The sequence below is a fragment of the Streptomyces sp. NPDC087215 genome, from assembly GCF_044744885.1.
Lineage (GTDB): Bacteria > Actinomycetota > Actinomycetes > Streptomycetales > Streptomycetaceae > Streptomyces.
Map to the genome: position 1 here is coordinate 1,002,796 of NZ_JBIUZD010000002.1, position 22,748 is coordinate 1,025,543.

24 protein-coding genes are annotated in these 22,748 nt (G+C 74.2%); 15 read left to right on the forward strand and 9 right to left on the reverse strand.

From position 1 onward, the window contains the following. Positions 1–326 precede the first annotated feature (326 nt). Complete coding sequence (locus tag ACIO92_RS09065; RefSeq protein WP_366443085.1) at positions 327–1,454, forward strand: hypothetical protein; 1,128 nt, start codon at positions 327–329, stop codon at positions 1,452–1,454. A 100-nt stretch (positions 1,455–1,554) separates the two neighbouring features. Continuing rightward, on the forward strand, positions 1,555–2,955 hold the full coding sequence (locus ACIO92_RS09070; RefSeq protein ID WP_402279168.1) for a hypothetical protein: 1,401 nt from the start codon (positions 1,555–1,557) through the stop codon (positions 2,953–2,955). Between the two features lie 43 nt (positions 2,956–2,998). Here ACIO92_RS09070 and ACIO92_RS09075 read toward each other — a convergent pair whose 3' ends face one another. Continuing rightward, positions 2,999–3,400, reverse strand: a complete 402-nt coding sequence (locus ACIO92_RS09075; RefSeq protein WP_366443087.1) for a VOC family protein — start codon at positions 3,398–3,400, stop codon at positions 2,999–3,001. Between the two features lie 68 nt (positions 3,401–3,468). Further along, positions 3,469–4,359, reverse strand: coding sequence for a neutral zinc metallopeptidase (locus ACIO92_RS09080; protein WP_402279164.1), 891 nt, complete (start codon positions 4,357–4,359; stop codon positions 3,469–3,471). Between the two features lie 265 nt (positions 4,360–4,624). Here ACIO92_RS09080 and ACIO92_RS09085 point away from each other — a divergent pair, with 265 nt between their 5' ends. The 3 genes from ACIO92_RS09085 to ACIO92_RS09095 all read left to right on the forward strand — a co-directional run bounded on the left by ACIO92_RS09085 (position 4,625) and on the right by ACIO92_RS09095 (position 7,830). Beyond that, complete coding sequence (locus ACIO92_RS09085) at positions 4,625–6,223, forward strand: ABC-F family ATP-binding cassette domain-containing protein (protein ID WP_366443089.1); 1,599 nt, start codon at positions 4,625–4,627, stop codon at positions 6,221–6,223. Between the two features lie 455 nt (positions 6,224–6,678). Beyond that, on the forward strand, positions 6,679–6,900 hold the full coding sequence (locus tag ACIO92_RS09090) for a helix-turn-helix domain-containing protein (protein WP_006123601.1): 222 nt from the start codon (positions 6,679–6,681) through the stop codon (positions 6,898–6,900). A 129-nt stretch (positions 6,901–7,029) separates the two neighbouring features. Further along, the gene (locus tag ACIO92_RS09095) at positions 7,030–7,830 is read left to right on the forward strand and encodes an enoyl-CoA hydratase/isomerase family protein (RefSeq protein ID WP_366443090.1); all 801 of its coding nucleotides are present in this window, start codon (positions 7,030–7,032) and stop codon (positions 7,828–7,830) included. A gap of 241 nt (positions 7,831–8,071) precedes the next feature. Here ACIO92_RS09095 and ACIO92_RS09100 read toward each other — a convergent pair whose 3' ends face one another. Continuing rightward, positions 8,072–8,710, reverse strand: a complete 639-nt coding sequence (locus ACIO92_RS09100; protein ID WP_366443091.1) for a hypothetical protein — start codon at positions 8,708–8,710, stop codon at positions 8,072–8,074. A 93-nt stretch (positions 8,711–8,803) separates the two neighbouring features. Here ACIO92_RS09100 and ACIO92_RS09105 point away from each other — a divergent pair, with 93 nt between their 5' ends. The 5 genes from ACIO92_RS09105 (at position 8,804) to amaP (ending at position 11,334) form a co-directional block, all read left to right on the forward strand. Further along, positions 8,804–9,280 (forward strand): Asp23/Gls24 family envelope stress response protein, encoded by a 477-nt coding sequence (locus ACIO92_RS09105; protein WP_366443092.1) that lies wholly within the window; start codon positions 8,804–8,806, stop codon positions 9,278–9,280. A gap of 49 nt (positions 9,281–9,329) precedes the next feature. Then, entirely contained in the window at positions 9,330–9,521 is a 192-nt protein-coding gene (locus tag ACIO92_RS09110; protein ID WP_366443093.1) for a hypothetical protein, read from the forward strand. Between the two features lie 7 nt (positions 9,522–9,528). Then, positions 9,529–9,885 carry an Asp23/Gls24 family envelope stress response protein gene (locus ACIO92_RS09115; protein ID WP_402058361.1) on the forward strand — a complete coding sequence of 119 codons (357 nt, stop codon included), beginning with the start codon at positions 9,529–9,531 and terminating at the stop codon, positions 9,883–9,885. 284 nt (positions 9,886–10,169) lie between these two features. Then, on the forward strand, positions 10,170–10,742 hold the full coding sequence (locus ACIO92_RS09120; RefSeq protein ID WP_366443095.1) for a DUF6286 domain-containing protein: 573 nt from the start codon (positions 10,170–10,172) through the stop codon (positions 10,740–10,742). A gap of 4 nt (positions 10,743–10,746) precedes the next feature. Further along, entirely contained in the window at positions 10,747–11,334 is a 588-nt protein-coding gene (gene amaP / locus ACIO92_RS09125) for an alkaline shock response membrane anchor protein AmaP (protein WP_366443096.1), read from the forward strand. A 111-nt stretch (positions 11,335–11,445) separates the two neighbouring features. On the opposite strand, the gene ACIO92_RS09130 is transcribed toward amaP, so the two are convergent. The 6 genes from ACIO92_RS09130 to ACIO92_RS09155 form a co-directional block, all read right to left on the reverse strand. Continuing rightward, on the reverse strand, positions 11,446–12,201 hold the full coding sequence (locus ACIO92_RS09130; RefSeq protein WP_366443097.1) for an SDR family oxidoreductase: 756 nt from the start codon (positions 12,199–12,201) through the stop codon (positions 11,446–11,448). A gap of 5 nt (positions 12,202–12,206) precedes the next feature. After that, entirely contained in the window at positions 12,207–13,994 is a 1,788-nt protein-coding gene (locus tag ACIO92_RS09135) for a glycoside hydrolase family 15 protein (protein WP_366443098.1), read from the reverse strand. Positions 13,995–14,028: 34 nt separating this feature from the next. Continuing rightward, positions 14,029–14,844 carry an SURF1 family protein gene (locus tag ACIO92_RS09140; protein ID WP_366443099.1) on the reverse strand — a complete coding sequence of 272 codons (816 nt, stop codon included), beginning with the start codon at positions 14,842–14,844 and terminating at the stop codon, positions 14,029–14,031. A gap of 593 nt (positions 14,845–15,437) precedes the next feature. Then, positions 15,438–15,671 (reverse strand): hypothetical protein, encoded by a 234-nt coding sequence (locus ACIO92_RS09145; RefSeq protein WP_351795012.1) that lies wholly within the window; start codon positions 15,669–15,671, stop codon positions 15,438–15,440. Positions 15,672–15,734: 63 nt separating this feature from the next. Beyond that, positions 15,735–16,727, reverse strand: a complete 993-nt coding sequence (locus ACIO92_RS09150; protein WP_366443100.1) for a DEDDh family exonuclease — start codon at positions 16,725–16,727, stop codon at positions 15,735–15,737. Beyond that, entirely contained in the window at positions 16,724–17,428 is a 705-nt protein-coding gene (locus ACIO92_RS09155) for a TetR/AcrR family transcriptional regulator (RefSeq protein ID WP_402279153.1), read from the reverse strand. Before ACIO92_RS09155 ends, ACIO92_RS09150 begins: the two co-directional genes overlap by 4 nt. Before the next feature lie 98 nt (positions 17,429–17,526). Here ACIO92_RS09155 and ACIO92_RS09160 point away from each other — a divergent pair, with 98 nt between their 5' ends. The 5 genes from ACIO92_RS09160 to ACIO92_RS09180 all read left to right on the forward strand — a co-directional run bounded on the left by ACIO92_RS09160 (position 17,527) and on the right by ACIO92_RS09180 (position 22,649). After that, a complete protein-coding gene (locus ACIO92_RS09160) occupies positions 17,527–18,324 on the forward strand; it encodes an acetoacetate decarboxylase family protein (RefSeq protein ID WP_366443102.1) in 798 nt (265 codons plus the stop codon). After that, the gene (locus tag ACIO92_RS09165; RefSeq protein WP_402279150.1) at positions 18,324–19,283 is read left to right on the forward strand and encodes an SDR family NAD(P)-dependent oxidoreductase; all 960 of its coding nucleotides are present in this window, start codon (positions 18,324–18,326) and stop codon (positions 19,281–19,283) included. The genes ACIO92_RS09160 and ACIO92_RS09165 overlap by 1 nt, the downstream gene beginning before the upstream one ends. A 94-nt stretch (positions 19,284–19,377) precedes the next feature. After that, the gene (locus ACIO92_RS09170; RefSeq protein WP_366443104.1) at positions 19,378–20,679 is read left to right on the forward strand and encodes an amidohydrolase family protein; all 1,302 of its coding nucleotides are present in this window, start codon (positions 19,378–19,380) and stop codon (positions 20,677–20,679) included. Next, positions 20,676–21,905: an amidohydrolase family protein gene (locus ACIO92_RS09175; RefSeq protein ID WP_366443105.1), complete on the forward strand. Its 1,230-nt coding sequence runs from the start codon at positions 20,676–20,678 to the stop codon at positions 21,903–21,905. Before ACIO92_RS09170 ends, ACIO92_RS09175 begins: the two co-directional genes overlap by 4 nt. A 24-nt stretch (positions 21,906–21,929) precedes the next feature. Continuing rightward, positions 21,930–22,649, forward strand: coding sequence for a VIT family protein (locus ACIO92_RS09180; protein ID WP_402279145.1), 720 nt, complete (start codon positions 21,930–21,932; stop codon positions 22,647–22,649). Positions 22,650–22,748 lie beyond the last annotated feature (99 nt).

The following is a 22,748-nucleotide window of genomic DNA, read 5'->3' on the forward strand; positions in this document are numbered from 1 at the left end:
CTGGGTGAACGGAAGGTGAACTGGGTAGGGCGCGACGGTGTCTCTATCCGGTGTCAACAGATTCCGTTTACGGCTCCGGAGCACCCGCTGTCCACGATGCGGTCACCCCGCAACCCCGGGTAATCCCGGACGACACCGGGCACGTACGACCTGTCCCGGTTCCACCCCCGCCACCCGGTTCCGCTCCCCGGACCGGACCATCCGACCGGGGGACCCCCCTGAGGAGACTCATGTCACTCCCCCGGGGGACCCCCGGACCCGCTCCCCGCACCCCCGGCCGGCCCCGTCCGGTGGCAGCCCGCCGCCACCCTGCCGAGACTGGGAACGTGCGCCCGGCTACAGCGACGGCAGCGGCCGTCACCACCCTGCTCGGTGTCGGCGCGGCCGCGGTCGCGGCCGGCCGGTACGCCAGCGACGCCGCCCTCAAGGCGCCGTCCGGACGTCCCCTCCCCGGGGAACCCCGACTGACCGTGCACGCCACCGGTCCCGGACAGATCACCCTCACCCGGGGCCTCGCCTCACTGCGCCCCGGCACCTACGGCATCGAGGGCCACGGCCTGCACGCCGTCGTCGGCCCCGTCCTCGACCGCGTCCCGCACACCGCCGACACCGTCGTCCGGCGCCTGGAACGGGTCGAGCTCGGCGTCGTCGCCCCCGGCGTCCGCGTCCGCCTCACCCCCCAGCTCCACCGGGGCACCCCGACCTCCGCCCTCGGCATCCCCCACGAGGACACCGAGATCCCCGGCGAACTCGGACCCCTGCCCGCCTGGCTGGCCGCCGCCCCCCGCACCACCTGGGTCATCGCCCTGCACGGCCTCGGCACCACCCGCGAGCACCCGCTGAACGTCCTCCCCTTCTTCCACCGGAGCAAGGTCCCCGTCCTGATCCCCGCCTACCGGGGCGACGAGGGCGCGCCCCCCTCCCCCGACGGCCTCGCCCACCTCGGCGCCTCCGAATGGCGCGACGTCGACGCCGCCATCCGCTACGCCGTCCGCCGGGGCGCGGGCAAGGTCGTCCTGCACGGCTGGGGGACCGGCGCCACGATGGCCCTGCGCGCCGCCGCCGAGTCCGGCGTCCGCGACCGGATCGCCGGACTCGTCCTCGACTCCCCGGTCCTCGACTGGGAGGCCACCCTGCGCAACCTCGCCGCCGCCCGGCACGTCCCCGGACCGCTGATCCCGCTCGCCGTCCGCGCCGCCCAGGGCAGGACCGGCCCGCACGGCGACCTCCTCGAAGCCGCCGTCGCCCCCGACGCCCTGCGCGTCCCCGTCCTCCTGCTGCACGGCCCCGACGACACCCTCGCCCCCTGGGAACCCTCCGTCGAGCTGGCCGCCCGCCGCCCCGACCTCGTCACCCTCCAGACCGTCCGGCGCGCCCCGCACGCCTGCCTGTGGAACGCCGACCCCGTCCGCTACGAGGAGGGCCTGCGCCGCTTCCTCACCCCCCTCCTCTGAGGAGAGCGGGACGGGCCCCGACCTCCTCCGTCCGTGTCCACCGCGCCGGGGTGGCCGATTCCGATTGGGCTTTCGGGCCGTCAGCGGGAAGACTGCCCCCGTGACGTCTCGAAAGCCCGATGAACCATTGGCGCGCAACTCCAGACTCCGACTCGTCCGCCCGCGGGCGCTGGCCACTGCCCGACGGGCCGTGACGACCCGGCGCACCCGGCCGGCGCCGAGGCCGCCCGAGGGCACTCCGCCCCGCGCGGAACTCGCCCGCCAGGCCCGGCACGTCCTCGCCGACGCCGTACGGATCGCCCGCTGGGCCGCCGTCGAGCGCGGCGCGGGCGCGGCCCCCGGCACCGGCCCCGCCCAGGAACGGGCCGCCGCCGCACTGGACCTGACACCCGGCCAGATCCGGGCCGGCTGGGACCGGGCCCGGCTCGCCGGACTCGTCGAGCTCCACGGCGGCACCGCCCGCCCCGGCTGGCGCCTCCACGCCTGGGACCGCGACGACTCCGCCGTGCTGCGCGGCTGGGTCGCGCTCCTCGACGCCTGGTCCCTGGTGCACCCGTCCCCCGAGGACGTCGCGCCCGGCGCCGTCGCCGAGGTCGTCGAGGCCCTCCCGCAGGTCCTCACGCTGCTCCAGCTCTCCCAGGGCCCGGTCGACGTCCCCGTCCTCCTCGACCTCCTCGGCCAGCGCGTCGAGGAACTGCGCGAGGAGCGCTGCGAGGTCCCGGCCGCCGCGGAACCCGCCCACGAGACCCAGGACACCCCCGGCACCGACGGGCTCCCCGCCCTCCTCGACTGGGCCCTCGAAGGCCTCGCGGCCGTCGGCGCGCTCACCCTGGGCCCCGGCCCCGAGGGGCGCCACGCCACCCTCACCCCGCTCGGCAACTGGGCGGTCTGGGTCAAGCTGGAGCAGATCTGCGTCGCCGCGCAGAGCCCCGCGGGCAACATCGAGCAGTCCGCCGAGGACATGCTCAGGGGCTGTGCCCGGCTCACCCCAGGACCCGCCCGCGCCGAGTACCGCGCCTGGCTCGCCGCCCGCACCCTCGCCGCCGCGGTGACCGAACTCCTCACCGTCGCCCGGGGCGAGGACGCCCTGCTGCGCGGGCTCGCCTTCGAGGCGCTCCGGGTCGTCGGCGCCCCCGCCGAGGCCGAGGTCCGCGCCACCGTCGCCGAGCCGTCGCTGCGCCCGTACGCCCTGCTCTGGCTCGCCGAGTACGAGGGTGCCGACGCCGACGACGCCCAGGAGGTGCTGACCCGCGAGGAGTCCACCTGGCTCTGGGTGGACACGGCGGCGGCCGTCGCGGACCACGGCGAGAGCGCGCTGCTCGTCCGGCACCTCGACTCCGCCGTGCAGGGCACCGTCCCGGCGCTGCTCGACGAGGTCCGCGCCGTCGGTCACCCCCGTACGGTCCAGGTCCTGGTCGCCCTCGCCGCAGCCCATCCGGACCCGGCCCTCGCGAAGGCGGTCCGCAGGGCCGCCTTCCAGGTCCACACCGGGGGAGCGTGACGGGCCCCGGCCCGGCGCGTCACGTCCTCCGCCCGGCGCCCCGCTACTCGGCGGCGCCGGGCAGGTACGTCCCGAAGCTCCAGACGTTCCCCTCGGCGTCCCGGGCCGCGTACTCCCGGGAGCCGTAGTCCTGGTCCCGGAGCGGCAGCACGATCTCGGCGCCGTGGGCGACCGCGCGCGCGTGATGGGCGTCGGCGTCGTCCACGTGCACGTAGACGCCGACCGGGCCCGCACCGGTCATCAGCCGGTCGAACTCGCTTCCGGTGCCCTTGCTGCCCAGCATCACCATCCCGTTCCCGTACGACAGCTCGGCGTGCGCGATCCGCCCGTCCTCGCCCTCGTACACCGCCGTCGCGGTGAACCCGAACGCGTCCGTGAGCTGCGCGATCGCCGCCTTCGCGTCCGCGTACAGCAGGGTCGGACAGACCTGGGGCGCCCCGGTCATCCCGATCACTTCCTCTCGATCCGTTCCCGTGTGACCCAGCTCTCATTCCCGCAGCCGCCTCCGACAGGTCAGCGGAACGTGTCGCACCGGGCCATGTCGCCGGTCCGGTAGCCCTCCTGGAACCACCGCTGACGCTGCGCCGCCGAGCCGTGCGTCCAGTTCTCCGGTGTCACCCGGCCCTGGAACCGCTCCTGGACGCGGTCGTCCCCGACCGCCGCCGCCGCGTCCAGGCCGTCCCTGATGTCCGCGTCGGTGAGCCGGGTGAGCAGCGGCCGTCCCGTCCGGTCGTCGGGGCTGGTGGTCGCGTGCCGTGCCCACACCCCCGCGTAGCAGTCGGCCTGGAGCTCGACCTTGACGGCGTTGGAGTTCGCGCCGGTCCGCCCGTCCTGGGCGCGGCCCAGCGTCCCCATCAGGTTCTGGATGTGGTGGCCGTACTCGTGCGCCACCACGTACGCCTCGGCGAAGGGCCCGCCGCTCGACCCGAACGTGGTGCGCAGCTCGTCGAAGAAGCCCAGGTCCAGATAGACCTGCCGGTCGCCGGGGCAGTAGAAGGGCCCGACGGCCGAGGTCGCGGAGCCGCACGCGGTGCTGACCCGGCCGCTGAACAGCACGGTCCGCGCGTTCGCGTACGTACCGCCCCGGCGCGCGTACTCGGCCCGCCAGTAGTCCTGCACGCTGTTGACGACGGCGACGATCCGGCAGTCCCCGCGCGTGTTGGCGTCGGAGCCCTTCCTGCAGCTCTGGTCGACCTGGGCGACGGAGGACGCGGTCGCCGCCGGTTCGTCGCCGCCGGAGGAGAGCCCGAGCTGCTCGGGCCCGATCCCGAAGAACAGCCCGAGGAGCAGTGCGACGACCCCGGCGATGCCGCCGCCGACGGTCGCCCTCCCGCCGGGGACACGGCTGCCCCGGACGTCCTTGACCTCCGAGGTGTCCAGGTCGGCGTCGTCGTCGAACTGCACGGTCCACCCTCCTCCGCGTCGCAGCCGCGGCAGAGGCCGCCGCCCTGCGCCGAGTATCGGATGATCCACAGCCGATCGCCCCTTTTCGGGGGCAATGGCGGTAAGGCGCGGAAAGGGCGGTCGTCCGTCCCGCCGCCCGCGCGGCCGAAAAGCAGTTGCAGGCGCCCGTTAGACTGGCCGTATGGCCATTCTCCTCGTGGGTTAGCGGCGTCGAAGCCCTCCCCAGCAGTTCCTTCCGCCCTTCCCATCGTCCTGGAGTCTGTCCGTGATCACCGCATCCGGCGTCGAGCTGCGCGCCGGCGCCCGTGTCCTCATCGAGTCCGCTTCCTTCCGAATCGCCAAGGGCGACCGCATCGGCCTCGTCGGTCGCAACGGAGCGGGCAAGACCACCCTCACCAAGTGCCTCGCGGGCCAGGGCGTGCCCGCCGGGGGCACCATCACCCGTTCCGGAGAGGTCGGCTACCTCCCGCAGGACCCGCGCACCGGCGACCTCGACGTGCTGGCCCGCGACCGCATCCTCTCCGCCCGCGGCCTCGACACCCTCATCAAGAAGATGCGGATGAACGAGGAGCGCATCGCCACCGGCTCCGGCGGCACCCGCGACAAGGCGATGAAGCAGTACGAGCGCCAGGAGACCGAGTTCCTGACCAAGGGCGGATACGCGGCCGAGGCCGAGGCCTCCACCATCGCCGCCGCCCTGGGTCTGCCCGACCGGGTCATGGGCCAGCCGCTGCACACCCTCTCCGGCGGTCAGCGCCGCCGGGTCGAGCTGGCCCGCATCCTCTTCTCGGACGCCGACACGCTCCTGCTCGACGAACCGACCAACCACCTCGACGCCGACTCCATCGTCTGGCTGCGCGACTACCTGAAGAGCTACCGGGGCGGCTTCATCGTCATCTCCCACGACGTCGACCTCGTCGAGACCGTGGTCAACAAGGTCTTCTACCTGGACGCCAACCGCTCCACGATCGACGTCTACAACATGGGCTGGAAGCTCTACCAGCAGCAGCGCGAGGCCGACGAGAAGCGCCGCAAGCGCGAGCGCCAGAACGCCGAGAAGAAGGCCGCCGCCCTCAACTCGCAGGCCGACAAGATGCGCGCCAAGGCGACCAAGACCGTCGCCGCGCAGAACATGGCCAAGCGCGCCGAGCGGCTGCTCTCCGGCCTTGAGGCGGTCCGCGCCTCCGACAAGGTCGCCAAGCTCCGCTTCCCGGAGCCCGCGCCCTGCGGCAAGACCCCGCTCACGGCCGAGGGGCTCTCCAAGTCCTACGGCTCGCTGGAGATCTTCACCGATGTGGACCTCGCCATCGACAAGGGCTCCCGCGTCGTCATCCTCGGCCTCAACGGCGCGGGCAAGACCACGCTGCTGCGGCTGCTCGCCGGTGCGGAGAAGCCCGACACGGGCGAGGTGACCCCCGGTCACGGCCTCAAGCTCGGCTACTACGCCCAGGAGCACGAGACGCTCGACCCCGAGCGCAGCGTCCTGGAGAACATGCGCTCCGCCGCGCCCGACCTCGACCTCGTCGACGTGCGCAAGACGCTCGGCTCCTTCCTGTTCTCCGGCGACGACGTCGACAAGCCCGCCGGGGTGCTCTCCGGCGGCGAGAAGACCCGTCTGGCGCTGGCCACCCTGGTCGTCTCCTCGGCGAACGTCCTCCTCCTCGACGAGCCCACCAACAACCTCGACCCGGCGAGCCGCGAGGAGATCCTCGGGGCCCTGCGCACCTACAAGGGCGCCGTCGTCCTCGTCACCCACGACGAGGGCGCGGTGGAGGCGCTGGAGCCGGAGCGGATCATCCTGCTCCCGGACGGCGTCGAGGACCTGTGGGGCCCGGACTACGCGGACCTGGTGACCCTCGCCTGACGCGGGGAGCCCCTGGGCCGACTGGCGCGGGCAGCCCCCTGGACGCACACCGTGACGGCCGGGCGACACCCGGTGGCGACTCCGGGAGCACCCCGTGACGCCCCGGACGCGGTGCGTGGCCGAAGGAAGTGATCATGACCGGCTGGATCATTCGGCCCATGGGTGATCCATCATCTGAGTGAGGACGTCTCGTACCTCCCGGTGCGGTGCTCTGCCGAATCCTTCCGGCGGACCCGCGCCGCCCGCTCTCCTCCGCCGCGCCGTTGACCTGGGACTTCCCGCACCCGAGGGGGGAGAGCCAGGTTTTCCCACGATCGGAATCAGGGGTTCCGATCGTGGTGACGCGGCACTCGTCCACAAACCCGGCGGCACGGACCTTGTCGAATGGGTGGCCAGGATGGGCAGGAGGGGTGATCATGAGAAGTCCAGAGCGCACTTCCCATGAGGAGGCACGGGTGGCCGAGACTCTGAAGAAGGGCAGCCGGGTGACCGGCGCCGCGCGCGACAAGCTCGCGGCAGACCTGAAGAAGAAGTACGACTCCGGTGCGAGCATCCGGGCGCTGGCCGAGGAAACCGGCCGCTCCTACGGATTCGTCCACCGGATGCTCAGCGAATCCGGAGTCACGCTGCGTGGACGCGGCGGAGCGACCCGGGGCAAGAAGGCGGCCTCGGCCTGACGCCGGGGTGCCTCGACCGGCCACCGGGTCTCCCGGTGGCCACCCGGTCGGTCTCCGGACCGGCCCGGGTGGTTACTGTGCAGTCACTTAGCATCGGACAGAGTGCTGCACCGGAACCGGAGGCGCCCCATGACCACGCTCGACGACTCTGAACCCGTCATCGACAAGGACGGTGTACGGCTCACCGTCGAGGACGCCGTTGCCACGGTGACCCTGACCCATCCGGCGAAGCGCAACGCCCAGTCTCCCGCTCTGTGGCGGGCGTTGACGGAAGCCGGCCGGTCGTTGCCCGGCAGCGTGCGGGTCGTCGTGCTGCGCGGTGAGGGCAAGTCCTTCTCCGCCGGACTCGACCGGCAGGCGTTCACGCCCGAGGGCTTCGACGGAGAGCCGTCCTTCCTCGACCTCGCACGCGGTTCCGACGAGGACCTCGACGCGGTCATCGGCGAGTACCAGGAGGCGTTCACCTGGTGGCGCCGCAGCGACCTCGTGTCGATCGCGGCGGTCCAGGGGCACGCCATCGGCGCGGGCTTCCAGCTCGCCCTCGCCTGCGACCTGCGGGTCGTCGCCGAGGACGTGCGGTTCGCCATGCGCGAGACCAGCCTGGGTCTCGTCCCGGACCTGACCGGGACGCACCCGCTCGTCTCGCTCGTGGGGTACGCCCGCGCGCTGGAGATCTGCGCCACCGGCCGCTTCGTGCACGCCGAGGAGGCCGAGCGCATCGGCCTCGCCAACCTCTCCGTGCCCGCCGAGGACCTCGACGCGGCGGTACGGGACCTCACCGCCGCCCTGCTCGCGGCACCCCGCGACGCGGTCACCGAGACCAAGGCGCTCCTGCGGGGCGTCCAGGGCCGCTCGTACGAGGAGCAGCGCGCCGCCGAGCGCGCCGCCCAGGCCCGCCGCCTGCGCGATCTCGCGGGTCTCGGCGACTGACACCACCGGCTGCGCCCTCGTGCCCCGGACCGGCTGCGGCACCCGGCGCCGCTACCGCCTCCCGGGTGGGAGGCGGTGCGGGTCGGAAGCCGGGGCGGGGGTGCCGCGGTGGGCCTTCCGGGGGTGTGCCGTGCCCCCGGAACCGTATGCCGTGATCCTTGTGCCGTGATCCCTGTGCGGTGATCCTTCCGGCGGTGCTTCCCGGTGGCGGTGCTTCCTGTTTCCCGGTGGCCGGTGCTTCCTAACGGAAGCCCGACACCACCACCGTGACCTCGGTGTCCTCCGGGGACGCCTTCGCCGCGGAGGCGCGGACGGCGCGGGCCACGTCCAGCGGGTGGCCGCCCGCCGTCACCGCGACCTCGATCCGCACCCCGGACGCGTCCCGCCGCACCGGCGGGCCCAGGGTGTCCGTGATCCCCGCGACCCCCGGCACCCCGAGGGCCGCGAGCGCCACCGGGTCGTCCGTCGCCGGGGAGGTCGGGCCGGGCCGCGGGGCGGCGGGCTCCGGCGCCGGGGGCGGCGCGTCGAGCAGCTCCGTCACCCGCAGGTCCACGGCCGCCACCACGAGCCCGAGCCCGTCCACGGCCGCCGCCAGGAGGGCCGCCCGCAGCTCCCCGGCCAGCTCGGGCAGCGGCCGTCCGGCCACCGCCCCGAACGAGGCCGCGATCCGCAGCCCCTCCGGGTCCTCGCCCTCCGGTGCCGGGCCGATCCGCAGTTCTCCGGGCACCACCCCCCGAACGGCCGCCCCGGCGCCGTCCAGTACCGAGCGCGCCGCCCGTTCGGTGATCAGGGCGCCGTCCGCCGCCGTTCCGAGCGGCAGCAGCCTGCCCGGGGCCAGGCGGTCGCGGACCGCCGCTGTCCAACCCTCAGCCGTCGTCATTGCCCCAGCCTGCCGTATTCCCGGGGCGGGACCGGGTAAGCGCCCTTAGTGTGGGCAAAGAACCCCGAAATATCCCAGAAGGGGCGAAAGGCAATGACGGACACCACACAGTCCAGTGGCTCCACCGGCGGCGAACAGCGCCGCACCTCGGTCACCAAGCGGGGCGGCGGCACGGCCGCGTCCCGGGGCCGTACGACGATCGCCGACGGCGTCGTCGAGAAGATCGCCGGCCTCGCCGCCCGGGACGTCGTCGGCGTCCACGCGATGGGCAGCGGGCTCTCCCGCACCTTCGGCGCCGTGCGCGACCGGGTCCCCGGCGGAGGCGGCGCCAAGGCGAACGCCACCCGAGGGGTGAAGGCCGAGGTCGGCGAGGTGCAGACCGCGCTCGACCTGGAGATCGTCGTCGACTACGGCGTCTCCATCGCCGATGTGGCGGGCGACGTCCGCGAGAACGTCATCGCCGCCGTCGAGCGGATGACCGGCCTCGAAGTCGTCGAGGTCAACATCGCGGTCAGCGACGTGAAGCTGCCCGACGAGGAGGACGAGGAGCCCGAACAGCGGCTCCAGTAGCCCGACGGGTACGCACGGGGGCTCAGGAAGACTCAGAAAGGGGTCAGGAATGAGCATGTCGGTGGTCGGCCTGCTGGCCGGCATGGCTCTCGGATTCGCCGGATACTTCGGCGGCTTCGGGGCGTTCGTACTGGTCGCCGCCTTGGGGGCGATCGGCTTCGTGGCCGGCCGCTTCCTCGACGGCGACCTCGAACCAGGCGATCTGTTCCGGAGCCGCGAACGCGGCGAACGGCGGCGGTGAGCGCGGGGTGACAGCCGACCTCGCCCCGGGCCCGGTCCGTGACCGGGGGGCCACCCGGATCGCCGACCGGGTCGTCGCGAAGATCGCGGCCCAGGCGGCCCGGGAGGCCGCGGGGCCCGTCCCCGAGGGAGCCTCGGAGCCGCACGCCTCGGTCGTCGTCCACCGGGACGCCGCGAAGGTCGCGGTCAGCCTCGAACTGGACTACCCGACCGACGTCGGGCGCCGGTGCGGGGCCGTGCGGAGCCGGGTCCGCACCCGGGTGGAGGAACTCGTGGGCATGGACGTCCACGAGGTCACCGTCCAGGTGGAACGGCTCCACTCCCCGCTCACCCGGCAGACCGGCCGACGGGACCGCATCTCATGACGACGCCCCCGGAACGCTCCGGAACGCCTCGGGAGGGCTCCGGCGGCCCCGGCGCTTCCGGTGGTTCCGGCACCCCGGGCACCCCGGGCACCCCCGGTTCCGCCGGTGCCCCGGGTGCTCCCGGCCGGGGCCGTACCCCCGTGCCGGACGGTCCGCACCCGGCGGGCCCCGGTCCGGGCGTTCCCGGCTCCGGGAGTCCCGGCTCAGGCCCCGATGGGCGCGATGGGCCCGATGGGCCCGGTGGGTCTGGTGGGCCCGGTGGGTCTGGTGGCGCGGGCGGGCCCGTGCCCGTGCTCGCCGGGGAGCCCGCCCGCCGCGTCCGGCGCTTCTGGGCCGTGCGGCGGGTCCCCGCCGCGCTCCTCGCGGCCGTCGTCCTCGGCGGGGCCGGGCTTCTCCTGTACGACGTGGCCGCCGTCCGCGCCGACCGCCGGGCCATGGCCTGGCGGCGTGAACTCGCCGACGGACTGGCCACCCGGCCGCTCGACGACACCTGGGTCGTCCTCGGAGCCGCCCTCGCGTGCGCCCTCGGCCTCTGGCTGCTCGTCCTCGCGCTCACCCCCGGGCTCCGTGCCGTCCTCCCGATGCGCCACGAACACGCCGACGTCCGTGCCGGACTCGACCGGGAGGCGGCGGCCCTGACCCTGCGGGACCGGGCCATGGAGGTCTCCGGAGTGCAGTCCGTACGGGTCCGCGCGGGCCGCGCCAAGGTCTCGGTCCGCGCGCTCTCGCACTTCCGCCCGTTGGACGAGGTCCGCGCCGACCTGGAACGGGTCCTCACCACCGGCGTCGGTGAACTGGGCCTCGCCCGTACGCCCGCGCTGACGGTACGGGTGGCCCGCCCGCCCAGGAAGGGGTGACCCGGTGACGGTCGTCCTCCGGCGCGTCAACCGCGTCCTGCTCGCCCTCGCCGGGCTGCTGCTCCTCGTCGGCGGCGGGGCCGTCCTCGCCGCCGCCCTCGGTTCCTCCCTGCCGTCCTGGTGGCCCTGGTCGGGCCGCTCCGACGTGCTGCTCTCCACCGCCGACCGGCAGCGGTGGCGGGACGAGGGCTGGTGGTGGCCGGTGGTCATCGCGGCCCTCGGGATCGTCGTCCTGCTCGCCCTGTGGTGGCTGGTCGCCCAGTTCCGGCGGGCCCGGCTCGCCGAGGTCCTCGTCGACACCGGCGACGGAGAGGCGGCCCTGGTGCGCGGCCGGGCCCTGGAGGGCGTCATGGAGGCGGACGCCACGGCCCAGGAGGGGGTGGCGCGGGCCAAGGTCGCCCTCACCGGCCGCCGGGCCGCGCCCCGCACCCGGGTGGCGCTCCGTCTGGAGCCGTACGCGGCCCCGGGCGACGCCCTGACCGCCCTCAGCTCCGAGGCCCTCGCCCACGCCCGTACGTCCACGGGGCTGCCCGCACTGCCCACCGAGGCGCGGCTGCGGGCCGTGAAGCACCGGGCCCGCCGGGTGACCTGACGGCGGGACCGGGCCCCCGGGCCGGTCCCGACGGCGGGCCGGTGACGCCCCGGAAGGAGCCTCAGGCCCGCCTACCGGCCCGGAAGCAGCCGAGGGCCGTCCGACGGCGGCTCAGAAGCCGCCCCGCGCCCCGCCGTCCACCGGGAGCATCACGCCCGTGAGGTAGGAGGCGGCGGGGGAGAGGAGGAAGGCGGCGGTCCTGCCGAACTCCTCGGGGGTGCCGTAGCGGCGCAGCGGGATCCCGGCCTGGTTGGCGGCGCGGGCCGCGTCCGCGTCGCCGGAGAGCGCGTCGAGGGAGCGCACCCGGTCGGTGTCGATCCGGTGGGGCAGCAGTCCGACGACCCGCACCCCGCGCGGGCCCAGATCGTTGGCGAGGGACTTCGCGAAGCCCGCCAGGCCGGGGCGCAGCCCGTTGGAGATCGTGAGGCCGGGGATCGGCTCGTGGACGGACGCGGACAGGACGAAACCGATGACCCCGCCCTCGGTGAGGGTCTCCGCAGCGGCGCGGGCGAGCCGTACGGCCCCGAGGAAGACCGTGTCGAAGGCGGCCGTCCACTGCTCGTCGGTGTTGTCCGCGGCGAAGCCGGGGGCCGGGCCGCCGACGCTGATCAGGACGCCGTCGAAGCCGCCGAACCGGGACCGGGCCTCGGCGATCAGCCGGGCGGGGGTCGCCGGGTCGGTGTTGTCGGCGGCGACGCCCGCCGCGTCCGGGCCGAGCTCCGCCACCGCCTCGGCGACGGTCTTCTCCTCGCGCCCGGTGATCAGCACCTTGGCGCCCTCGGCGAGCAGTGCCTCGGCGGAGGCCCGCCCGAGTCCCCGCGTCGCCCCGGTCACCACGTACACACGGTCCTTCAGTCCCAGATCCATGACGCCTATCCTGCCGGTTCGGAATCGTCCCGGGCCAGTGCGAACGCGGTGCCCACCAGGCCGATGTGGCTGAACGCCTGCGGGAAGTTGCCCAGCTGGCGCCCCGCCACCGGGTCGTACTCCTCGGCGAGGAGGCCCACGTCGTTGCGGAGGGCCACGAGCCGCTCGAAGAGCGCGCGGGCCTCCTCGGTCCTGCCGGTCAGCCGGAGCGCGTCCGCCAGCCAGAACGAGCAGACCAGGAAGGTGCCCTCCTGGCCCGGCAGCCCGTCGACCGCGTCCGAGGGGGTGTAGCGGCGGACGAAGCCGCCGTGCGTCAGCTCGGCCCGTACCGCGTCGACCGTCCCGATCACCCGGGGGTCGTCCGGCGGCAGGAAGCCGACCTGGGGGATGAGCAGGGTCGCGGCGTCGAGTTCGGCGGAGCCGTACGACTGGGTGAAGGTGTTGCGGACGGGGTCGTACCCCCGGGCGCACACCTGTTCGTGGATCTCGTCGCGCATGGCCCGCCACCGTCCCGCGTCGCCGGGCAGCGAGGGGTCGGCCTCCAGGGTGCGGACGGCGCGGTCGGCGGCCACCCAGGCCATCACCTTGGAGTGGGTGAAGTGGCGGCGCGGCCCGCGCACCTCCCACAGGCCCTCGTCGGGTTCGCGCCAGGTCGACTCCAGGAAGCCGAGCAGGCTCAGCTGGAGGTTCCAGGCGTGCCGCTCGGCCGGGATGCCCGCCAGCCGGGCGCGGTCGAGGGAGTCCATGACCTCGCCGTAGACGTCGAGCTGGAACTGGTCGACGGCCGCGTTCCCGGTCCTGACCGGGGCGGAGTCGCCGTACCCCCGCAGCCACGGCAGGCTCGTCTCGGGCAGTCTGCGCTCCCCGGCGGGCCCGTACATGATCTGGAGGTCGGCGGGGTCCCCGGCGACGGAGCGCAGCAGCCAGTCCCGCCAGGCGGAGGCCTCCTCGACGTATCCGGCGGCGAGCAGCGCGCCGAGCGTGAGGGAGGAGTCGCGGAGCCAGCAGGCGCGGTAGTCCCAGTTGCGGACGCCGCCGATCTCCTCGGGCAGGGAGGTGGTGGGGGCGGCCACGATCCCGCCGGTCGGGGCGTAGGTGAGCGCCTTGAGGGTGATCAGGGAGCGCATCACGGCCTCGCGGTACGGGCCCCGGTAGGTGCAGCGGGCGGACCACTCGCGCCAGTCCGCGAGGGACTGTTCGAGGGCCTGGTGGGGGTCGACGAGCTCGGGCCTCGGCTCGTGGGAGGGGTGCCAGGTGAGGACCCAGGCGACCTTCTCCCCGGCGGACACGGTGAAGGAGGAACAGGTGGAGAACTGCTGGCCCCAGGTCTTCACGGGGGGATCGCTGCGCAGCCACACGGCGTCGGGTCCCGCGACGGCGACCCGGTGTCCTTCGGAGCGGCGCATCCACGGCACGATCGATCCGTAGTCGAAGCGCAGCCGCAGGACGGCGCTCATCTCGACGGTGCCGCTGACGCCTTCCACGATCCGCATCAGGTCCGGGGCCTTGTCCCGCTGCGGCATGAAGTCGACGACCTTGACGGTGCCGGTGCGGGTCTCCCAGTAGGTCTCCAGGATCAGGGAGTCCTCGGCGTAGCGCCGCTCGGTGCAGGTCGTGGCGCCCTTGGGGGCGATCCGCCAGTGGCCGTTCTCCTCGTCACCGAGGATCGCGGCGAAGCAGGCGGCCGAGTCGAAGCGCGGCAGACACAGCCAGTCGACCGATCCGTCGCGGCCGATGAGCGCGGCGGTCTGCAGGTCGCCGACGAGGGCGTAGTCGTCGATACGTTGTGTCACGCTCTGGGCTGTTCCCGGAAGCGGCGACGGTCAATCAGCGGGACGGGACGGCCGCGGCGGTCTCGGGCTCCGGTTCGGGGGTCCCGGCCGGGCCGGAGACGGCAGAGGTCTGCCGGTCACGCTTCTCCCGGCGGACCAGGACCACCCAGCCGACGGGCACTCCGGCGGCGAAGAGCCACCACTGGACGGCGTAGGCCATATGGGCGCCGATGGACTCGTGGTCGGGTTCGGGGATCTGCTCGGGGGTGTTCCCCGCGGGCTCGGGCGCGGTCTGCTCGACATAGCCGCCGAGCACCTCGCGGCCGATCAGCTCGGCCTGCTGCCGGCTGTTGATGAGCATGACCTGACGGTCGGGCAGGCCCTTGAGGTCCTTGATGCCGCTGGCGCCGGTGGTCTCGTCGGCCTTGAGACGGCCGGTGAGCGTGACCTCGCCCCGGGGGGCGGGCGGCACGGGCGGGAAGGAGTACTGGTCGGAGGCGGCCGGGATCCAGCCGCGGTTGATCATGACGACCTTGCCGTCCCGGAGGACCAGCGGGGTGAGGACGTGCACGCCGACCCGGTCGTCGGAGGAGGTGCGGCGGCGGACCACCACCTCGTGGGCGGTGTCGAAGGTGCCGGTGACGGTGACGGGCCGCCAGTAGTCCTCGCGGGGGACGGTGTGCCCGGGGGAGGTGAGCCGTTCGACGGGCACCGGCTCCGCCGCGACGCTGTCCGCGATCAGGCTGTTCTGGGCGACCCGCCGTTCGTGCCGGTGGAACTGCCAGAAGCCCAGCTCGATCATCGTGGGGACGAGGACGAGGGCGATGAGGGTGAGGATCACCCACTGCCGGGACAACAGGAAGCGGTACACCCCATGACCGTACAGCGGGGGCCCCGGGGCGCACGCAGGGGGGTTCGGCTCGGCCGCCGTCGGCGCGGGCGGGAGGGCCGCCCGGTCCGGTGGGCGCTCGCACGGTGGCAGCGCCCTGGTGGGAGCGCGGCTGTTCGCCCCGGGGCGCGCGTGGCGCGGTGGGCGCGGGGCGGCCGGTCGGCCTGGCGCGGTGTACGCGGCCGGGGCCTGCTCCGCCCGGCCGGGCCGGTGCGGGGTGTGCGGCCGGGGTGGCGCGCGTGGCCGGGCGGTCCGTCAGATGGGGTGCGCGGGGTGGCGGTGGCTGGTTCCGGTGGTGCGCGGGGCGGTGACTGGTTCCGGTGGGGTGCACGGGTGGTGGTCGGTCCCAGCGGTGCGCGGGGCGAGCGCGGCTGGTTCCGGCGGGTGCGCGCCGTGGCGGGCGGCCCGTCCCGGTGGCGCGCGTGGGGGACGCCTCGCCCCGGGCCGGAGCGCGCGCCGGGTGGCGGGCTCGTAGCGGCGCGAGCACCGGGGCCGGAGCGCGCTCCGGGGGTCGGCTCGTACCGGCGTGGGCACCGGGCTCCGGCTCGTACCGGAGCGAGCCGCGAATCGTTTCCTCACACTCGGTCGACGATGCCCACCTTCCCCTCCGCGCGGGCGCAGTGGCCGCCGCAGTACCAGCTGCCGTCCACTTCGACGCCCTGTCCGATGATCTGGACCCGGCAGTGCTCGCAGAGGGGCGCCATGCGGTGGATGGCGCAGGCGAAGCAGTCGAAGACGTGCACCGCGCCCTGCGCGTGCACCTCGAAGGACATGCCGTATTCGTTTCCGCAGACCTCACAACGTGCCATGCGCCACAGGGTGGGGCGCACGGCGGGCGGGCGCGGGGCGCCGCGCCCGCCGTGCCGGGGGCGTCACCCGTCTGCCGGGGCCACGTCCCGCAGGAGCTGCGTGTAGGCGGCCTCGTCCACGATCGGCGTGCCGAAGGACTTGGCCTTGACGGTCTTGGAGGTGGCGGCGTCCGGGTCGTTGGTGACCAGCAGGCTGGTCAGCCGGGAGACGCTGCTCGCCACGTGCAGCCCCGCGTCGACGGTGCGGTCCTCCAGGAGCTCGCGGTCGACGGAGGTGTCACCGGAGAAGGCGATCCTCATGCCCTGCTTGAGCGGTTTGTCCGACTGGTAGCGGCCGGGGTTGGGGTGCGGGCACGCCGGACGCTTCCGCGCGGGGCGCCAGCTGCCCGCCCGGTAGGACGACGAGGACGCGTACGCGCCCTGACGGCCGATCCGCGGCTCCGTCGGCGACGCCGCCCACTCGGTCAGCGGACGGCACTCCAGGAGCGGCAGCCGGACGCCCCGCTCCGCGGCCGCGTGCAGGCTCGGCCGGAACGCCTCGGCGAGCACCCGGGCGTCGTCCAGCGCGTGGTGCGCGCGCTGCTGCACCACGCCGAAGTGCGCGGCGAGCGACTCCAGCTTGTGGTTCGGCAGCGGCAGCGCCAGTTCCTTGGCGAGCGCGATCGTGCACAGCCGCTGGCGCACCGGTGCCGCGGACTCGGCCCGCGCGTACTCCCGGGCGATCATCTGCCAGTCGAACATCGCGTTGTGCGCGACCAGGACCCGGCCGTCGAGGCGCGCCGCGAACTCCGCCGCCACCTCCGGGAAGAGCGGCGCGCCCGCCAGGACGTCACTGGTCAGCCCGTGGATCCAGACCGGGCCGGGATCGCGCTCCGGATTGACCAGGGTGTACCAGTGGTCCTCGACGTTCCCCTGGGCGTCGAGCCGGTAGACGGCGGCCGACACTATCCGGTCGTCGCGGGCGAGTCCGGTGGTCTCCACGTCGACCACCGCGTACCCCTCCGGGTAGGCGGCCGGCCACGTCGCTGCAGTCGTACGGTCGTCAAGCACGGTCACTGAGAATACGGCCCGCCACCGACACCCCCGTCCCCGGTGCCCCCGGCGGCCCCCCGGAGCAGTCCGTCGACCAGCGCCCGCACCGCGTCCACGAACAGCCGCTCGGTGTCGACCGGGGCGGCCAGGGCCCGCGCGAGGGGCCCGTCGGACTCCACCCCTCCGACGTCCCGCGGCTCGTCCCCACCCGGCGCCCCACCAGGCTCTTCACCCGGTTCCTCGCCGGGCTCCTGGACCGGCGCCCGCTCCCGGGCGCGCTCCACCAGTACGTATCCGACGACCTGGAACTGCACCGCGCGGACCGCCCCCGCCGCCCGCGCCCCGCGCAGCCCCGCCGCGTGGACCTCGTGCACCAGGGCCCGCCGGGAGGGCAGGAACATGCGCTCGGTCAGCCCCCGTTCGTGGACCATCGCCACCAGGTGCGGCCGTTCGAGCAGGGCGCGGCGCAGCGCGCGGGCGACCGAGACGATCCGCTCGGCGGGGGTCCCGCCGCGCGGCCGGATCGTGCCCAGATCGGCGACCGTACGGGCGACCAGCGCGTCCAGGAGCGACTCGCGGTTGCCGACGTGCCAGTAGATCGACGTGACCGCGGTGGAGAGCGCGGCGGCGAGCCTGCGCATGGTCAGGGCGTCCGGGCCGTGCTCCCGCACCAGGGCGGCAGCGGTGTCCAGGACCTCGTCCCGGGTCAGCGCCGAGCGTGCCATCCGAATCCTCCGAACTCCCCCGCGTGCACGGCTCTTTACCCTTCGGGGCCAGCGGTGTAACTGTGTTACAGGCTGACGGTCCCGAAAGGCGGTACCTCATGGCACGAGTACGGTACGGGGCGCGCACCGACGCCGAGGCGGCGGCGGCCCGCGAACGGAGCGCGAAACTCCCCGACATCTGGTCCACCGGGGTGGTCGCCCTCTGGGAGACCGACCCGGACGTCGTCGCGGCGGTCCTGCCGCCCCCGCTGAGACCCACCGGGCGGCCCCTGGTCCGCGCCACGGTCAGCAGGGTCGAGCTGTCCGGCTATCCGCTGGGCGCCGGTTCCGTGGCGGTCGCCGCCGCCCACGGAGACCGGCGGGGCTGGTACCCGCTGGTCATGCCGATGACCCACGAACGGGCCCTGACCGGCGGCCGGGAGGTCTTCGGCGAACCCAAGAAGCTGGGCGAGGTCACCGTCGAGCGCGACGGCCCGGTGGTCCGCGCCGCCCTGGCCCGGCACGGCATCGCGTTCCTGGAGGTGCGCGGCGCGGTCTCCGGGCCGCTGCCGCTGCCGGACCCCGTCGAGAAGACCGACTTCTACTTCAAGTTCCTGCCCGGTGTGGACGGCACCGGCTTCGACGCCGACCCCGTCCTCGTCCACTGCGTCCGCGACGAACGGGTGCGGAGGCTGGAGCGGGTCACCGGTGACGTCGTGCTCCGCGAGTCCATGTACGACCCGGTCGCCGACCTCCCCGTCCGCAGGCTCCTGGAGATCACCCTCGGCGAGAAGACCTCCGCCCAGCGGGGCAGGGTCGCCGAACGCGTGTCCGCGAGCGCCCTGCTGCCCTACGTCCACCAGCGCTACGACGACCCGCTGCACCTCCTCGACGGACCTCCGGAAGGGAGCGCCTGATGGAACTGCGCGAGGGACAGGTCGCCGTCGTCACCGGGGCGGCGAGCGGCGTCGGGCTCGCCCTGGCCCGCCGGTTCGCCGCCGAGGGCCTGGCGGTCGTCCTCGGGGACGTCGAGGAGGACGCCCTCGCGGCGGCGGCCGACGAGCTGATGGCGGGCGGAGCGCAGGTCCTCGCCCGGACGGTGGACGTCTCCGACCCGGAGGCGGTACGGGCGTTCGCGGACGCCGCCTACGACACCTTCGGCGCCGTCCACGTCCTCTGCAACAACGCGGGCGTCGGCTCGGGCGCCGAGGGCCGCATGTGGGAGCACGAGCCCAACGACTGGAAATGGGCCTTCTCCGTCAACGTCTGGGGCGTCTTCCACGGCATCCAGGCCTTCGTCCCGCGCATGATCGCGGGTGGCGCGCCGGGCCATGTCGTCAACACCTCCTCCGGCGACGGCGGCATCGCCCCGCTGCCCACCGCCTCCGTGTACGCGGTCACCAAGGCGGCCGTCGTCACCATGACCGAGTCGCTCTACGCCCACCTCAGGGCCGAGGACGCGCGCGTGGGCGCCTCCGTGCTCTTCCCCGGGCCCCACATGCTCCGCACCGGTCTGTGGGAGTCGCACCGCAACCGGCCCGGGCGGTACGCCAAGCAGCGCCCCCGCCGCACCCCGTACCGCACCCTCGACCAGTGGGAGGCCGCCATGAAGGAGGCCGGTCACGAGGTCGTCTTCACCCCGGTGGAGGAGGTCGCGGAACACGTCGTGGACGGCATCCGCGCCGACCGCTTCTGGATGCTGCCGGAGAGCGCGCACAGCGACCGGCAGATCCGGGCCCGCGCCCGCTCCATGCTCGACCGCGCCGCCCCCACGTACCTGGAGAACTTCATCCTCGACCGCACCGACCGCACCGACCGCACCGACCGCACCGACCGGGACCTGCCGGGACCGTCCGCACCGACCCGGGCTGACTGAGACCGACCGGTACTGACAGGGACTGACCGGAACCGTCCGTACTGACCCGCACCTACCGGGACCGACCGCACCGACCGAGACCGAGGGCACCCCTATGACCGAGGACGCCGACACGCCGTACGAGGACCCCTATCTGATCATCTCCTCCGACTGCCACGCCGGGCTGCCCACCGAGGAGTACCGGCCCTACCTCGACCCCCGCTTCCACCGCGCCTTCGACGGCTTCCTCGCCGGACGGGACGCCCGCCGCGAGGCCATGACCCGGCTCGGGGTGCGCAACGAGGCCTTCGCCGACCGCTGGTTCCACGACCACGAGGAAGGACTGCGCGGCGGCTGGGACCCCGTACAACGGCTCAAGGAACTCGACGGCGACGGGATCGCCGCCGAGGTCGTCTTCCCCGACGCGGACGCCGTCGACAGCGGGACCGCCGCTCCCTTCGGCGTCGGACTCGGCCTCTCCGGCGACCAGGACCCGGAGCTCGGCATGGCGGGCGCGCGGGCGCACAACCGCTGGCTCGCCGAGTTCGTCGGGCAGAACCCCGCACGGCACCGGGGGGTCGCTCTGCTCCCGGTCACCGCCGACCCGGTGGAGGTCGTCGCCGAGATCCACCGCGCCAGGGAGTCCGGGCTCGGCGCCCTGATGATCCCGTCCATGTGGGTCGACAAGGCCCCCTACCACGACCGGCGTTACGACCCCGTCTGGGCCGCCGCCGCAGAGACCGGGATGCCGCTGCTCACCCACTCCGGGGCCGCGCCGCGCGAGGAGTACGGCGACCACCTCGGCATCTACGTCTCCGAGGTCACCTGGTGGCCCGCCCGGCCGCTGTGGTTCCTGCTCTGGTCCGGCGTCTTCGAACGCCACCCCGGACTGCGCTTCGGGATCGCGGAGTCCGGCTGCTGGTGGCTGCCGAACCTGCTGTGGTTCATGGACCGGCTCTACCTCGGCGCGCACGGCGGCAAGAAGCTCTCCCCGTTCGCCGAGCTGAAACGGCCGCCCAGCGAGTACCTGGACCGTCAGGTCTTCGTCTGCGCCACCAACACCAAACGGCGCGAACTCGCCCAGCGGTACGAGATCGGCGTCGACAACATCCTCTGGGGCTCCGACTTCCCGCACCCCGAGGGCACCTGGCCCGACACCCGGGGCTGGCTCCGCCGCACCTTCCACGACATCCCGGTCGCCGAGACCCGCCGGATGCTGGGGCTCGCGGCGGCGGAGGTCTTCGGCTTCGACACCGAGGCGCTCGCCCCGCTCGCCCGCCGCATCGGCCCGACCCCCGCCGACCTCGGCCAGAGCCCCGACCAGGCCGCCGTGGAGGCCTCCTGGGCCCGCTCCCGAGAAGTCGGCCGGCACTGGCTCACCGACCACGACTTCCCGGTCCTGGGGGTGACGCCGTGACCGACCGGTACACGGTGATCTCCGCCGACTGCCACGCGGGCGCCGACCTCCTCGACTACCGCCCCTACCTGGAGAAGAAGCACCACGAGGACTTCGACGCGTGGGCCGCCTCCTACGTCAACCCCTACGAGGACCTGCTTGCCGACACCGCCGACCGCAACTGGAACTCGGCGCGCCGGACGGCCGAACTGGAGGCCGACGGCATCGTCGCCGAGGTCGTCTTCCCCAACACCGTCCCGCCGTTCTTCCCCAAGGCCGCGCTGATGGCCCAGCCGCCCACCCGGGCCGAGTTCGAGCACCGCTGGGCCGGGCTCCGCGCCCACAACCGCTGGCTCGCCGACTTCTGCGCCCAGGCACCGGGCCGCCGGGCGGGCGTGGCACAGATCCTCCTCAACGACGTGGACGAGGCCGTCGCCGAGATCCGCCGCGCCCGCGAGGCCGGGCTCACCGGGGGCGTCCTGCTGCCCGGGGTCCCGCCCGGCTCGCCCGTGCCCGAGCTGTACGCGCGGGCGTACGACCCGATCTGGGCCGTCTGCGCCGAGCTGGCCCTGCCCGTCAACCACCACGGCGGTTCGGCGTCCCCGCCGCTCGGCGACGAACCGGCCGCCCGCGCGGTCTTCATGGTGGAGACCACCTGGTTCTCCCACCGGGCCCTGTGGCACCTGGTCTTCGGCGGCGCCTTCCACCGCCACCCCGGGCTCAGGCTCGTCCTCACCGAACAGGGCTCGGGCTGGATCCCGGGCGTGCTCGCCATGCTGGACTACTACCACGGGCGGCTGGTCGCCGCCTCGGCCGCCGGGGCGGGCACCGCCGAGTCGAAGTTCGGTGCCGGGCTCGCCGCCGGGATGGGGAAGGGCCCCAGCGAGGTCTGGCGCGACCACTGCTTCGTCGGGGCCAGCTTCATGCGCCCCCACGAGGTCCCGATGCGCGACCGGATCGGCCTCGACAAGATCATGTGGGGCAGCGACTACCCGCACGACGAGGGCACCGCCCCGCACTCCCGCGAAGCGCTGCGGATCGCCTACGCGGGCCTGCCGAGGGACGAGGTCGCGGCGATGGTCGGCGGCAACGCGGCCCGCGTCTACGGCTTCGACCTCACCCTCCTCGACGCCCTGGCCGCCGTCCACGGCCCGTCCGTCGAGGAGATCGCCGAACCCCTCAAGGAGGTCCCGGCGGGCGCCACCAGTCCGGCCTTCGCCCGGGGCGGGTCGGTCCGCGTCTGGTGAACCACCGGGTGCGACCCTCCTGACGTGACCGATTCGTCCTTTCCCGTCCATGACGCGGCCCACGGCGGCAGTCTCGGCCCCCGTCTCAACTGGCTCCGGGCCGCCGTGCTCGGAGCCAACGACGGCATCGTCTCCACCGCGGGCCTCGTCGTCGGTGTCGCGGGCGCCACCGAGTCCCACGACGCCCTGCTCACCGCGGGACTCGCCGGGCTCGTCGCCGGATCGATGTCGATGGCGGCGGGGGAGTACGTCTCCGTCTCCACCCAGCGCGACTCGGAGCGGGCCGCGCTCGCCCAGGAGAAGCGCGAACTGCGGGAGGAACCGGAGGCCGAACTCCGCGAGCTGACCGGGCTGCTCGCCGGACACGGCCTCTCCGCCGAGGTGGCCCGCGAGGCCGCCGAACAGCTCACCGCCCGCGACGCGCTGCGCGCCCACGCGCGCGTGGAGCTGGGCATCGACCCCGACCGGCTCACCGTCCCCTGGCACGCCGCCGCCGCCAGCTTCCTCGCCTTCACCGTCGGCGCCCTGCTCCCGCTCCTGGCGATCGTCCTCCCCCCGGCCTCGGCCCGCCTCTGGGTCACCGTCGTCTGCGTCCTCGCCGCCCTCGTCCTCACCGGCTGGTGGAGCGCCCGCCTCGGTGCGGCCCCCACGACCCGGGCGATCCTCCGCAACGTGGCGGGCGGCGCCCTGGCGATGGCGGTCACCTACGCGACGGGAGCACTGCTGGGAGTGGCGGGCGTCTGAACCAGGCCCCTTGCGAGGGCCGCGCCCCACCCCTTGTCGGAAGGCTCCAAAGCTTGCTGACAAGCCGTCTCGCATACTTGTTGGTAACCACGTCTAGCC